This window comes from Flavobacterium anhuiense, from assembly GCF_050990855.1.
In the GTDB taxonomy this organism is placed as follows: domain Bacteria; phylum Bacteroidota; class Bacteroidia; order Flavobacteriales; family Flavobacteriaceae; genus Flavobacterium; species Flavobacterium anhuiense_C.
Window position 1 is genome coordinate 3,395,036 of record NZ_CP158861.1, and the last position, 13,253, is coordinate 3,408,288.

Annotated in this window: 8 protein-coding genes; 3 read left to right on the forward strand and 5 right to left on the reverse strand. The window is 33.0% G+C overall.

Features of this window, described 5'->3' with window-relative positions:
- Positions 1-60 precede the first annotated feature (60 nt).
- Positions 61-672, forward strand: a complete 612-nt coding sequence (locus ABTV69_RS15070; RefSeq protein WP_433830137.1) for a DUF417 family protein — start codon at positions 61-63, stop codon at positions 670-672.
- A 440-nt stretch (positions 673-1,112) separates the two neighbouring features.
- Here the strand turns inward: ABTV69_RS15070 and ABTV69_RS15075 are convergent, their stop codons facing one another.
- Genes ABTV69_RS15075 through ABTV69_RS15095 form a run of 5 tightly spaced genes read right to left on the reverse strand, consistent with a single transcriptional unit; the run spans position 1,113 to position 10,229 of the window.
- Positions 1,113-3,536 carry an ABC transporter permease gene (locus ABTV69_RS15075; RefSeq protein WP_433830139.1) on the reverse strand — a complete coding sequence of 808 codons (2,424 nt, stop codon included), beginning with the start codon at positions 3,534-3,536 and terminating at the stop codon, positions 1,113-1,115.
- Between the two features lies 1 nt (position 3,537).
- The gene (locus tag ABTV69_RS15080; RefSeq protein ID WP_433830141.1) at positions 3,538-5,949 is read right to left on the reverse strand and encodes an ABC transporter permease; all 2,412 of its coding nucleotides are present in this window, start codon (positions 5,947-5,949) and stop codon (positions 3,538-3,540) included.
- 1 nt (position 5,950) lies between these two features.
- Positions 5,951-8,362 carry an ABC transporter permease gene (locus tag ABTV69_RS15085; RefSeq protein WP_433830143.1) on the reverse strand — a complete coding sequence of 804 codons (2,412 nt, stop codon included), beginning with the start codon at positions 8,360-8,362 and terminating at the stop codon, positions 5,951-5,953.
- A gap of 3 nt (positions 8,363-8,365) precedes the next feature.
- Positions 8,366-9,076, reverse strand: a complete 711-nt coding sequence (locus ABTV69_RS15090) for an ABC transporter ATP-binding protein (RefSeq protein ID WP_433830145.1) — start codon at positions 9,074-9,076, stop codon at positions 8,366-8,368.
- Between the two features lie 31 nt (positions 9,077-9,107).
- Positions 9,108-10,229 carry a hypothetical protein gene (locus ABTV69_RS15095; protein WP_433830147.1) on the reverse strand — a complete coding sequence of 374 codons (1,122 nt, stop codon included), beginning with the start codon at positions 10,227-10,229 and terminating at the stop codon, positions 9,108-9,110.
- Between the two features lie 241 nt (positions 10,230-10,470).
- Between ABTV69_RS15095 and ABTV69_RS15100 the strand changes: the two genes are divergently transcribed.
- Both ABTV69_RS15100 and ABTV69_RS15105 read left to right on the forward strand, forming a co-directional pair.
- The gene (locus tag ABTV69_RS15100; RefSeq protein ID WP_433830149.1) at positions 10,471-11,820 is read left to right on the forward strand and encodes a sigma-54-dependent transcriptional regulator; all 1,350 of its coding nucleotides are present in this window, start codon (positions 10,471-10,473) and stop codon (positions 11,818-11,820) included.
- 2 nt (positions 11,821-11,822) lie between these two features.
- Positions 11,823-13,160 carry a sensor histidine kinase gene (locus ABTV69_RS15105; protein WP_433830151.1) on the forward strand — a complete coding sequence of 446 codons (1,338 nt, stop codon included), beginning with the start codon at positions 11,823-11,825 and terminating at the stop codon, positions 13,158-13,160.
- Positions 13,161-13,253 lie beyond the last annotated feature (93 nt).

Sequence of the window (13,253 nt, forward strand, 5' to 3'; positions counted from 1 at the left end):
GTCCATTTTTATCCAGATAGCTCTAAAGTAATTTTGGTGTGTATTAAAAATAGAATCAAAATGGAAAAATTAATAAGATTTGTAGCTGGTGGACAAAACAACTTTATTCACTTTTTAAGAATTGCGATATTCGTTGTAATGGCTTGGATTGGTGGATTAAAAGCCTTTAAATATGAAGCAGACGGAATTGTTCCGCTTGTCGCGAATAGTCCGTTTATGAGTTTCTTTTATAAAGATGCTAATAAACAAGTCGTGAATGACGAGGGAAAAATGGTAAAAGCCTACACACTTCATAAAAACCTTGAAGGTAAAACGGTTGCCAAAAACATCAAATGGCACGAAGAAAATAGAACGTATGTTTTCTCGTACGGATTAGGAACTGTTATTGTGACAATTGGTTTGCTGGTTCTTTTAGGAATTTGGTTTCCTAAATTGGGCTTTGTTGGCGGACTTCTAACATTCGGGATGGCATTTGTAACTTTATCGTTTTTAATCACAACACCGGAAGTTTACGTTCCGAATTTGGGTGGAGATTTTCCAACACCAGAATTTGGTTTTCCATATCTTTCTGTCGGAGGTCGTTTGGTTCTCAAAGACATCATTATGATGAGCGGCGGATTGATCGTAGCTTCGGACAATGCAAAAGAAATTCTAAAAAGATTTTACTCTTAATCAAAATACAAAACCCGGCAGGTTTTTAAAACCTGTTGGGTTTACTATTTCTTAAAGTAAGAATTTTAAAAGTTTAAAAAATTAATCTCGCAAAGTCGCAAGGTCGCAGAGTTTTTTAAGTTTTAAACCGATAGTTTCATTTCGAGGAAGGAGAAATCTTCGTAAGGAGCTCCGTATAGTATATCGCCAATCTTTACGCACTTTGCGCTAAAAACTATGTGGAGTTGCTTGCGGAGATCTCTCCTTCGTCGAGATGACAAGAATGGCACACATACCTGACGACACAAAGAATAGCCTTTGCGATCTTATTACTAAGTTCAGTTTAAAAAAAATCTTTGCGAACTTTGCGGTAAAAAAAAACGCAACGAGAAGTAAAGAAATAAAAAAAGCTGTGCAAGGGCTCAGACTTACACAGCTTTTCACAAAAACTCAAAACTAAATTATTCGTATTTTAAATATTTTAAAACATCAGATTTTGTCGCTTGATACGCTTTCGCGAGAACAATTATTAAAGTAAGTGTCAATAAAAAAACAAAAGAAATCAAGAAAGGCAAAACAGGAATTTCTATTCTAAAAGCAAAGTTATTCAGCCATTTCTGCAGTAAAGTATAAGCAGGAACAACCGCGAGTAGAAAACCAATTATGCAATACAAAACATATTGTTTGGACAATTCTTTTAAGAGCACATTGGTATCTGCACCTAATGTTTTTCGAATGGCAATTTCTTTCATTCTACGCTGAATCGAATACGAAGCCAAAGCAAACAATCCGAACAAAGCGATAAGGATTACGACGATGTTTAGCAGTGAAAATAGATTCTTTTGCTTGACATAAGATTCATAAGTTCTCGCATATTCTTTATCGGCAAAATCATACTGAAACGGATATTCGGTATCGACTTTTGCTTTCCAGAATTTTTCGATTGCAGCAATAGAATTTTGAATTTGATCTGCTTTTAATTTTACATAAATACGATTCATTTCGCTGGCCATATCCAGAGATTTTATATGATAAAAAGTAACTGGCGGAACATCAACTTCTGGGCTCAAAAGATTAAAATCTTTAACTACGCCAATAATTTTCATTTTCTGATTTCCAATTTTAATTTCTTTCCCAATCGGATCTTTAATCTGCATTAAACTCAACGATTTTTCATTAACCAAAACCGAATTGATAGTATCAGAAGCCATATTCGGACTTAGGTTTCTGCCTTTTATTATTTTTACATTAAGCAGATTCAGCATGTCATAATCAAGTCCGATTGCTTTTTGTTTGAAAAGCACATCTTGATACCAGATTGGCCATTGCGAATCGTCAGCTCCATCAAAAGAAAGAAGACCAGTTGAAACTTTTTCAACGCCTTTAATTTTTGAAAGTTCCTGTTTTATTGTATTGTATCGTTCAAAAATATTCTTACCAGCATTTTCTCCTTGATAATACGAAGACGGCAGATTTAACGAAATCGCCATAACCTGATCGCCTTTAAAACCAAGATCTTTATTGTTTAAATATTTAATTTGCTGATAAACAATTACAGAACCAATGATAAAAAATGAAGCAATGGCAAATTGAACAATCAGCATTCCGTTTCTAAACCAGATACCGCTTTTGCTTCGGTCATAATTGCCTCTTAAGACTTTTAAAGTCTCAAAATTAGCTACATATAAAGCAGGAAATATTCCAGCAAATACAATGGTTATGATAAAAACCAGTATTAATTGAAGATAAAATTGGCTTTCGGCTATTCTTAAATTTTTCTCTAAAAAAGAATTGTAATACGGAAGTGCAATTTCTACAATCATTAAGGCTAATAAAACCGAAAATGCAGTCATTAACACAGTTTCAAAAATAAATTGCCAAACAATCTGCTTTTTAGAAGCACCCAAAACTTTACGAACGCCAACTTCTTTGGCTCTTTTAATCGAATTTGCCGTTGCCAAATTGATGTAATTGACAATAGATAGAATTAGAATTAAAACCGATAAACACGCCATAATAACTAGAAACTGATAATTTCCTCTACCTTCAGGATAACCGTCGGTTACAGAATGCAATCTAGCAGTTGAAAGCGGTTCCATGATAACTTTGAAGGTTCCTATTTTTTTGACCATTTCTGCTGGTGTAAATCCAGCTTCTTTAGCACTTTGCAGAATAATTTCATCGTAAAACACTTTTTCAAGTCTTTTTCGCGTCAAATCTACTTTTGAGGGATCTTTTAGTTTTATTAATAATTTTAAAACAAAAAGACCTTGATTTTTGGCAGGATCAGCCAAATCTTTCATTCTGTTTACCACAACAGTTGGAGCAATGGAAGATTTGCTCGGAATACGGTATACGGCGCCGATGGTAAACATCGAATCGAAACATTGAATTTGTTTTCCTACAGGATTTGAGTTTCCAAAAAAGCGTTGCGCCACTTTTTCTGAAATGGCAATGCTATTCTCGTTTTCTATTGCCGAGGCTGCATTTCCGTAAAGTATTTCAAAAGGAAAAAGAGTAAAGAAATCGCGTTCGGCATTTACAATTTTGTCGACCAATTCTTTTTTTCCGTTGTATACTATTTTGTCTTTTTGATACCATTGATCGGCGTAGACAATGTTTGCAACATTTGGATCATTTTCCAAATGCGGTTTTAATCGTGTCGGGTTATCAGGAGATATGGGCATATCGCTCAATTTCACTAAAACCTGATAAACATGGTCTTTCTCTGGATTCCAAGCATTGTAGCTATGTTCATCGTTCCAATACAATAATGCGAAAATTAAACCTGAAATTCCAATGGACAATCCGAGAATATTGAGAGCAGTAAAAAGCTTACTGTGTTTTATTTGATAGATAAATGTATTGATCCAGTTTTTGAGCATCTTATTCGTATTTTAAATATTTTAAAACATCTACTTTGGTCACTTGATAGGCTTTTGCTAAAACAATCGTCAGCGTTAAAAATAACAACGAAACAAAAGCAACTAAGAAAGGCAGAAACGGAATATCGATTCGAGAAGCAAAGTTTTCGAGCCAGTTTTGCATCAATAAATAAGCAGGAATAATTCCGATCAAGAAACCAATTACGCAGAAAATCACATACTGTTTTGACAGTTCTTTCAGTAAAGTATTGGTTTCTGCTCCAAGCGTTTTTCTGATGGCAATTTCGCGCAATCTTCTTTCCATAGAAAAAGAAGCCAAAGCAAATAATCCGAAAACGGCAATTAAGATTACGACAACATTCAGTAGCGCAAACAAGTTTCTTTGATCTTCATATTTTTTATAGGTTCGTGCAAAGTTTTTATTGACAAAACCATACTCAAATGGATATTCCTGATCGACTTTAGATTTCCAGAATTTCTCAATTTTGGCGATAGTTTCTGGCATTCCCTCAGGCGATATTTTAACCGAAATAAATCGTAAATAATCTTCCATCCATGTTACAGATTTAATGTGAAAGAAAATCATAGGCGCCACATTATATTCCATTCCGATGTAATGAAAATCTTTGACAATACCGACAACTTTATATTTTTGACCGCCAAAAGTAATTTCTTTATTTATGGGGTCTTTTACCATAAGCGTTTTTGCAGCAGTTTCATTCAGTAAAGCACTTGTAATGCTATCTGTTGCCAATTTGCTGTTTAAATCTCTTCCTTTCACTATTTTGATTCCGAGTAAATCTAATTGCCCAAAATCAAGTCCCAATTGTTGTGTAATGACTTCTTTATTTGATTTATAATGAAGTCCTTGCCAAGAATTTTCATTGCTTCCAATAGAAAAAGCTCCAGTAGAGACCGCTTCAACACCTTTCATTTTTAAAAGTTCTTGTTTGATAGTTTTATATCGATCGTACTGAATTTTACCTTTTACAGGTCTAAAAACAATATCCATAACTTGCGCGCCATCAAAACCTAAATCTTTAGAAATCATGTAATTTACCTGCTTGTGTACAATAAAAGATCCGATGATAAAAAGTGTAGCAATCGAGAACTGTAAAACGAGCATTCCGTTTCTAAGCCAAACACCGCTTTTACTTCTTGAAAAGTTTCCTTTCAGTACTTTAAGCGTTTCAAAATTTGAAATGTATACCGCTGGAAAAACTCCCGAAACGATAATGACAAAGAAAAAAATCAAAACAAGCTGCAAGTAAAACTGAGTTCCAATAAGCACTAAATCCTTTCCTAAAAACGAATTGTAAAACGGCAACGAAAGTTCAACAATTACCATTGCCAGCAAAACAGAAAATAAAGTTATAAGCGTGGTTTCAAAAACAAATTGCGCAATAATTTGATTTTTCGATGCGCCAATAATTTTACGCACGCCAACTTCCCTAGCTCGTTTCACCGCATTTGCCGTTGCCATATTGATATAATTGACAATTGATAATAATAAAATTAGAATTGATAATCCCATTACTATTTTCAAAAACTGCAAATTGGTGTTTTCTTCTGGAAAAGCATAATTTCCCTGACGAAGCCTTGATTTAGAAAGCGGAAACAGTCTTGCTTTTATCGGGTCTCCGTATTGTTTAATGAATTCATCGAGTGAAAGACCAACTTCTTTTGCCTGTTGCTTATAGTTTTTTTCAAGGAAAATTTGATCTAAGTTTTTAATTACAGCAGTTGTATCGCTTTGCTTTTTAAGCTTTAACATTAATCCGTAACTAAAACCCCAATTGTCTTTGTTGCTTTCTAGCTCATCTTCCACAATCGGAGTGATGACAGCAGGCATTATAGACGATTTTTTAGGCATTTTGTATACACCGCGAATAACAAATATCTTATCTGCATATTTTACTTGTTTGCCCATCGGATTTTCATTCTTGAAAATCTTTTCGGCTGTTTCTTCCGAAATAGCCATACTGTTGCGGTCATGAAGAGCTGTTTTGATGTTTCCTTGAACAAATTCAAATGGAAAAAAAGAAAAAAAGCTTCTCTCAGCAGAAAAAATCTTGTCTACCAATTCGATTTTTCCTTTGTACTGAATTGTTTCAGTAGTATAATTTATTCTATAATAGCAGTATTTGTCTAAGTAAGAAGTCGTTGCACTTAACGTTCGGGCTGTAATAGGAGAGTTTGTTGTCCAGATATTTCCGCCTCCAAAATCGTTCATTACACTGAAAATTTTATCTTTCTCAGGGTTCCATTGATCATAAGAATGTTCGTCGTTCCAGTACAGAATCGCAAAAATTAAACCTGCAATTCCGATACTTAAACCTAAAATGTTTAGTACCGTAAAGAATTTGTTATTCTTTACATGATATATAAATATGTTTGTCCAATTTTTAAGCATCTTATTCGTATTTTAAATATTTTAAAACATCGACTTTTGTAGCTTGATACGCTTTTAATAAAACGATTGTCAGCGTTAGAAAAAGCAAAGACACAAAAGCAATAAAAAAGGGTAGAAGCGTAATATCTATTCGGAAAGGAAAATTTTCGAGCCATTTTTGCAATAACAAATAAGCAGGTACAATTCCGATTAAGAAACCAATGATACAGAAAACTACATATTGTTTAGACAGTTCTTTCAGTAACATATTGGTTTCAGCGCCAAGCGTTTTTCTAATCGCAATTTCTTTTAATCTTCTTTCCATAGAAAAAGAAGCTAAGGCAAATAAGCCGAAAACTGCAATTAGAATCACGACAACATTCAAGAGAGCAAATAAGTTTCTTTGGTCTTCGTATTTTTTAAAAGTTCTAGCAAAGTTTTTATCGACGAAATTGTATTCAAAAGGATATTCTGAATCTACGTTTTTAATCCAGAAACTTTTAAGAGAAGCAATAGTCTGTTGCATATCTTTGGACGAAACTTTAACCGTAATAGATTCAATATTGCCTTGTGTCCATTTTTGAGTGTTGATATGAAAGAAAATCATCGGACCGATTTCTTTATCAAGACCAAAATAATGGAAGTCTTTTATAATCCCGACAACCTTATAATCTTGTCCGTTCCATCCAATAGTTTTATCCAAAGGATTTTTTTCATGCATAGTTTTGGCAGCAGTTTCGTTTAGTAAAACATTAGAAATGGTGTCAGAAGCCAATTTTTCAGAAAGAAATCTGCCTTTTGCTAACTTAATATCCAACATCTCCAACATTCCAAAATCAGAACCTAGTTGATTAACAATAACGACTTCATTATTTTTATAATGTATCCCTCCTCTTGAACACCAGTCATCGCCGATAGAAAAAGCTCCAGCAGAAATCCCTTCAACACCTTGAATCTTTGAAATTTCTTGTTTAATGCTTTCGTAACGTTCAAATTGCTCTTTGTCTTTTTGTTCTCTAAAAGAAATATTCATTAATTGAGAGCCACTAAAACCCAAATCTTTTTCTGTCATGAATTGAACTTGCTGATAGATTATAAGCGAACCAATGATAAAAAAAACAGCAATTGCAAATTGTATCACCAACATACTGTTTCTTAGCCATAAACCATTTTTGGTATGCGAAAAGTTTCCTTTTAAAACACTTAAAACTTCAAAATTTGAAATATAAACGGCAGGAAAAACACCGCTCACAATAACTACAAGAATAAAAATTACAATAAGCTGTACAAAAAACTGAGATCCCGAAAGAACCAATTCTTTACTTAATAATTGATTGTAAAAAGGCAAAGAAACTTCAACAATTACAAGTGCGAGCAATAAAGCAAATAACATAGTTAGAGTGGTTTCAAACACGAACTGAAGCACAATTTGTCTTTTTGTAGCGCCAATAATTTTTCTCACGCCAACTTCTTTGGCTCGTTTTATGGCATTAGCTGTAGCTAAATTGATATAATTTACAATTGAAAGCAATAAAATTAGAATCGACAATCCCATCAAGATTCGTAAAAACTGAAGATTTCCTGTTCCTTCTGGAAATGGATAAGCACCTTTATAAAGTCGCGAATTTTCAAAAGGAATCAATTGCACTTTCATAGGTTCGCCGAATGCTTTTGCATACTCCTTAATTGTCATCCCTTCGCGTTTTGCCTGTTTTTTAAAGTTGTTTTCAATAAAAAAATCATCTAGACTTTTAGCTACAAGTGGCAAATCACTGTTTTTCTTTAACTTTAAAACTAAACCGAAACTAAAGCCCCAACGATCCTTACGCGCTTCTAGATCTTCTTCGATACTATTAGTAACGGCACTTGGCATTACTACTGATTTTCCAGGTATTTTATATACGCCTCGAACTACAAAAAATTTGTCTGCATATTTTACTTGTTTGCCAATTGGATTTTCATTTTTAAATAAACGAAATGCCGTTTCCTCTGAAAAAACAATACTTTGCGGCTCTTTAAGAGCAGTTTTCGGATTCCCGTATTTGAATTCAAAAGGAAAAAAAGAAAAGAAACTATTTTGAGCTGAAAAGATTTTATCAATCAATTCTGTTTTGCCATTAAACTGTATGGTTTCTCTCGTGTAATAGTCATTAAAATAGCAATAATTTTCTAAATATGGAGTAGCTGACTTTAGATATGGCCCAGTCATGGCTGAGTTTGTCGCCCAAACATCTCCCTTCCCTAAATCATTCATAACGATAAAGGTTTTATCCTTTTTAGGATTCCATTTGTCGTATGAATATTCGTCATTCCAATATAGTGTTGCAAAGATTAAACCCGCAATCCCGATACTTAAACCAAGAATGTTTAGAGCCGTAAAAAGCTTATTATGCTTTAATTGATAAATAAATATATTAAGCCAATTTTGAAGCATAAACTAGTTTTTAGCAGTTACTAAAACATCTACATTTCTATGATTTGCTTTTTCAGAAAGAATCACACCGTCTTTCATGAAAATGGTTTTTTGCGAAAAAGAAGCATCGTAATCTGAGTGCGTTACCATTAAAATTGTCGATCCGCTGGCGTGAAGATCTGTCAATAATTCCATTACTTCATTTCCGTTTTTGCTGTCTAGATTTCCTGTTGGCTCATCTGCCAAAATAATTTTTGGATTGTTGATTAAAGCTCTTGCCACGGCTACACGCTGTTGTTGTCCGCCCGAAAGCTGTTGCGGAAAATGCTTCAATCTATGAGCAATTCCTAAGATTTTTGCCATATCGTTTACACGAGATTTTCTTTCTGAAGAAGGCACATTGTTGTAAATTAAAGGCAATTCGATATTATCAAAAACGGATAATTCATCAATTAAATTGAAGTTTTGGAAGATGAATCCGATGTTTTCTTTTCTGGCTTGCGATTTTTGTTTTTCTTTTAAACCGACCATTTCTTGACCTAGAAGTGCATAACTTCCGCCGGAAGCACTGTCTAAAAGCCCGATGATGTTCAATAAAGTCGATTTTCCGCTTCCAGACGGTCCCATAATCGATACGAAATCGCCTTGATTGATGGTTAACGAAATTTCGCTTAATGCTTTAGTTTCTAATTCTTCAGTTCTAAATACTTTTGAAAGTTTTGTAATGGTAATCATAATGGACTGTTTTAATTTTTGATTGATTGATTTATTGTTTAATTTTTTTTAATTGCATTCTGATTGTGTCTTTATACAATACCATATTCCACTGCATAGAATTGCTGTCGAAATTATTAATTTGAACAGGAATTGTATCGGGATTTTGCAAGTTTCTTTCATATGAAATTACTTTAAAGGTATTTTTTGCGTCATCAAATCTATATTTCATATAAATTGAGGCGCTATCGACATACATATTAGGATTTGGACAAAAGAAAATTTTCTCTCTTTCTTCGATATAAATAGTTTTCCACGCTGAACTATCTTTTTCCCATGCTTTTTCAGGAATTATTTTGCCATTGCGAGAAAGGCTTTCAACTTTCCATTTTCCAAAATATTTTTTAGAAAGCTGCACTTGATGGCTGTAATAAAGTACAAATAAACAAGGAATTACAATGCAGAAAGCACGGGCTACGAAACGCAAAGCTTTATTTTTTACAACCGAAGAAGTTATTTTAACAGAAGTAAACAAAGCAATTATGTCTTTTTTGTACTGAAATAATAAATAAGCCAAACCAAGCATAATTATTATTGAGGTAAAACATGTAATTGGACCAATATTATAAAATAGATTAATTAGTAAAATATTGAACATTACAGGCATTAGCAACGTCAATCCGATTAAAATTGATCGTTTAAATAGTAATGCAAAACCTCCAGAAATTTGCAATATGGCAACTATAATTGAAAGTCCATAAGAGTATCCATAATATTTCCATGTAAGTTCTTGACCCGTTAGAGTGCTTGCCAAAGAATCATTTATATGATAATAAAAAGAAAAATTGACATCGATAATTTTTTCAAAACCAAAAATGCAAACATGAAAAGCAATCCAAAAACGCAATAATGAAATGAGTGTATTCTTGTATTTTTCAGAGTTGATGCTATTGCTTTTTTCTTTATAATTCCAATAGAAAGAAAAAACAATTGAAAACAAAATCGCTAATAATAAACTCAACATTCCAGCGGCATTTATAAAATTGGTCAAATTGTATGGAAGAATAGGTAATATGACAAAAAGTAAAGCGTTGACTCCGCCCACGATTGTTAGGAAACTTAAATAAAATTTTGATAGCCAGTTAGATTGGATTGTTGATTGATTGGGAGTCATAAATGATAATGGTTTTAGTTGGTTTATTTTTTAGGATTTAAAATTTTTACAATGTGTAATCGTTATTTATTTTGCTATTTTTACTTCCGAAAGCTGTTAATTATTAATGATTTACAAGTTCTAATGTGATTTTCGTGCCAATAAATTAAACCTTGCAATTGCCTTATTTTTAAGGGTTTGTTTTTCGAAATAAAATTGAACTGTCCATTAATGGACACCTTTCGTCCAAAACCGAACAAAAATGAAAAAGACCAACGCTTCTATTTTAATCATCGACGATCAAGAAGACATCCTTTTTGCGTCAAAAGTCTATCTGAAAAAGTATTTCGAGAACATTTTTACTTTAAATAATCCGAAAAATATTGTCGAATTATTGGCAAAAAATACCATTGATGTTGTTTTATTGGATATGAATTACAGATTAGGATTTGAAGATGGAAAAGAAGGTTTGTATCTGCTTAAGGAAATTAAAACGCTTTCACCAAAAACAGTTGTCATTTTAATGACTGCTTTTGGAAAAGTAGAAACTGCTGTTGAAGGCTTAAAATCGGGCGCTTTTGATTATATTCTGAAACCTTGGGAAAATAAAAAGCTTTTGGAATCGGTGAAACAAGCCGTAGATAAAGCACGAAAAGAACAGAAGAAAAATAAAGAAATTGAGATAAAAGAGGAATTTTTTGTTGGTACTTCTGAAATTATAAAAAAGGCTTATTCATTAGCTGATAAAGTGGCAAAAACAGATGCTAATGTTTTGATTTTAGGAGAAAATGGAACAGGAAAATTTGTTCTCGCACATCATATTCATTCGCAATCTGAAAGAAAAAAGCAGCCGTTTATTGCAGTTGATTTGGGTTCTTTAAATTCGAATATTTTCGAAAGCGAATTGTTCGGTTATGCTAAAGGTGCTTTTACCGACGCTAAAGCAGATACAGCTGGACGTTTTGAAATGGCGCAAAACGGAACAATTTTTTTAGACGAAATAGGAAATGTACCACTTCATTTGCAATCTAAATTGCTTCAAGTTATTCAAACGAAAACGGTAACAAGATTAGGGGAAACAAAAGCAAGACCTTTAAATGTACGTATTATTACCGCAACCAATTTAAATTTGAAACTAGAAGTTGCAGACAAAAACTTCCGTGAAGACTTGTATTATCGCATAAACACGATGGAAATTGTTTTGCCTCCGTTAAGAGAAAGACACGAAGATAAGATTCCGCTTGCCGAATATCTTTTGGATAAAATGATTGAAAAATACGGGAGAGACGAAATTGTTTTTGATAAAAAAGTTTTGGAGCAAATTGAAAAACACGCTTGGAACGGAAACATTCGAGAAATGGAAAATAAGATTGAACGAGCGGTTATTCTTTGCGAAAACAATACGATCACTGTTTCTGATTTGGACTTGGAAACAATAACACCTTATGAAGAAAATCCAGATGATATACAGCTTTCTTCGGTTGAAAAAGCTACGGTTGAGAAAGCATTGTTCAAAAACAATAACAATATTAGTAAAACTGCCGAGGAATTAGGTTTGTCAAGAGGTGCACTGTACAGACGTTTGGAGAAGTTTAATATCAATATCAGTTAGCTATGTTGAAGACATTACAAACGTATAAACTCATTTTCCTGCGGTTAATTTTTATCGTGATCGGAATCGAATTGTCGTTTTACTTTTTTAAAATTGGGTTGCTTTTTACTGGAATATTTGGCCTTTGCATGGTTTTTTTGCTTGGACGCGAAATGTATTTTTATGTTCGAAATCTGATTTTGGTTTACAATAAAACCATTTCTTCGATTTTGCAGAATGATTTCAGTTCTGATTTTTCAAAACATAAATTTAATAGTTCGTACAACGATTTGTTTAATTTGTATGAAACACTGAAAAATAAACAGAATGAGCAAGTTACAAGAGATATTATTTACCGTTCGATTTTAAATAATATTGAATCAGGCGTTATTATTCTGCAGAAACAAGAAACAGATTGGAGCATTTTTTTAATGAATGATTATTTTTCGAATCATTTTAATGTTTCAAAGGTTTCGAAATGGAAATACCTTAAAAATCAATTGCCGGCTTTATGTGAAATCATAGAACAAGAAGATTTTCATGAAATTAAAACTTCAATTGAAATCAGTATCAACGAAGAAAGCAGACAAACTTTTGTTTTGCAGGCATCAAGAACTGAAATTTTTGAACAGGATTATTTCATCGTTTTACTAGATTCGATTCAGAACTTGGTAGAGAAAAAAGAGAAAGATGCTTGGATTAATTTGATGAAAGTGATTTCACATGAATTGCTGAATTCAATAACGCCTATTCGTTCGATCTGTCAAAACCTCGAAGATATAGTAGCGCAAGATTCGCTTTCGTCAGAAGATTTAGAAGACATCAAAAACAGCGTGCAGACAATGTTGAGACGAAGCGATCATTTGCAGAAATTTGTAGAAGGTTATCGAAAACTCGCCATGTTGCCCTCGCCCAAAAAAGAAAGAGTACAATTGCAGGATTTAATTGAAAACGGTATTCAAATTATGAATCCGTTGTTCAAGAGAAATAATATTGAAGTCAATAATTTGGTAACGCAAAATTATTGGGTAAATGTCGATTCTCAACAGACAGAGCAAGTAGTAATCAATTTATTAACGAACTCGATTAATGCATTAGAAAATAAAGATGCAAAACAAATTTCAATTTCAGCAGAAGCCAAAAACAACCGCGTTTTTATACGAGTTATGGACAACGGAAAAGGGATCGAAAAAGAAATTGAAGACAAAATTTTTCTTCCTTTTTATACCACAAGAACCGAAGGTGCAGGAATTGGTCTAACTTTATCTAAAAACATTATAGAAGCGCACGGCGGTTACATTTCGCATAGAAGCGAAAACAATCAAACCGTTTTTGAGATTTCTTTAGTTGAAGATTTATAGCTATTTGTTAAAATTAAGATTTTAAAATCTGTTATGTATTTTTTTTTAAATTTGTGAAGGAGCAATTTTGAAATAACGCTCGTAAACATACAA

Excerpts from the sequence above, each read along its gene's own strand:
- ABTV69_RS15070 (WP_433830137.1), top strand. The coding sequence starts at position 61 with ATGGAAAAATTAATAAGATTTGTAGCTGGTGGACAAAACAACTTTATT.
- ABTV69_RS15075 (WP_433830139.1), bottom strand. The coding sequence starts at position 3,536 with ATGCTCAAAAACTGGATCAATACATTTATCTATCAAATAAAACACAGT.
- ABTV69_RS15080 (WP_433830141.1), bottom strand. The coding sequence starts at position 5,949 with ATGCTTAAAAATTGGACAAACATATTTATATATCATGTAAAGAATAAC.
- ABTV69_RS15085 (WP_433830143.1), bottom strand. The coding sequence starts at position 8,362 with ATGCTTCAAAATTGGCTTAATATATTTATTTATCAATTAAAGCATAAT.
- ABTV69_RS15090 (WP_433830145.1), bottom strand. The coding sequence starts at position 9,076 with ATGATTACCATTACAAAACTTTCAAAAGTATTTAGAACTGAAGAATTA.
- ABTV69_RS15095 (WP_433830147.1), bottom strand. The coding sequence starts at position 10,229 with ATGACTCCCAATCAATCAACAATCCAATCTAACTGGCTATCAAAATTT.
- ABTV69_RS15100 (WP_433830149.1), top strand. The coding sequence starts at position 10,471 with ATGAAAAAGACCAACGCTTCTATTTTAATCATCGACGATCAAGAAGAC.
- ABTV69_RS15105 (WP_433830151.1), top strand. The coding sequence starts at position 11,823 with ATGTTGAAGACATTACAAACGTATAAACTCATTTTCCTGCGGTTAATT.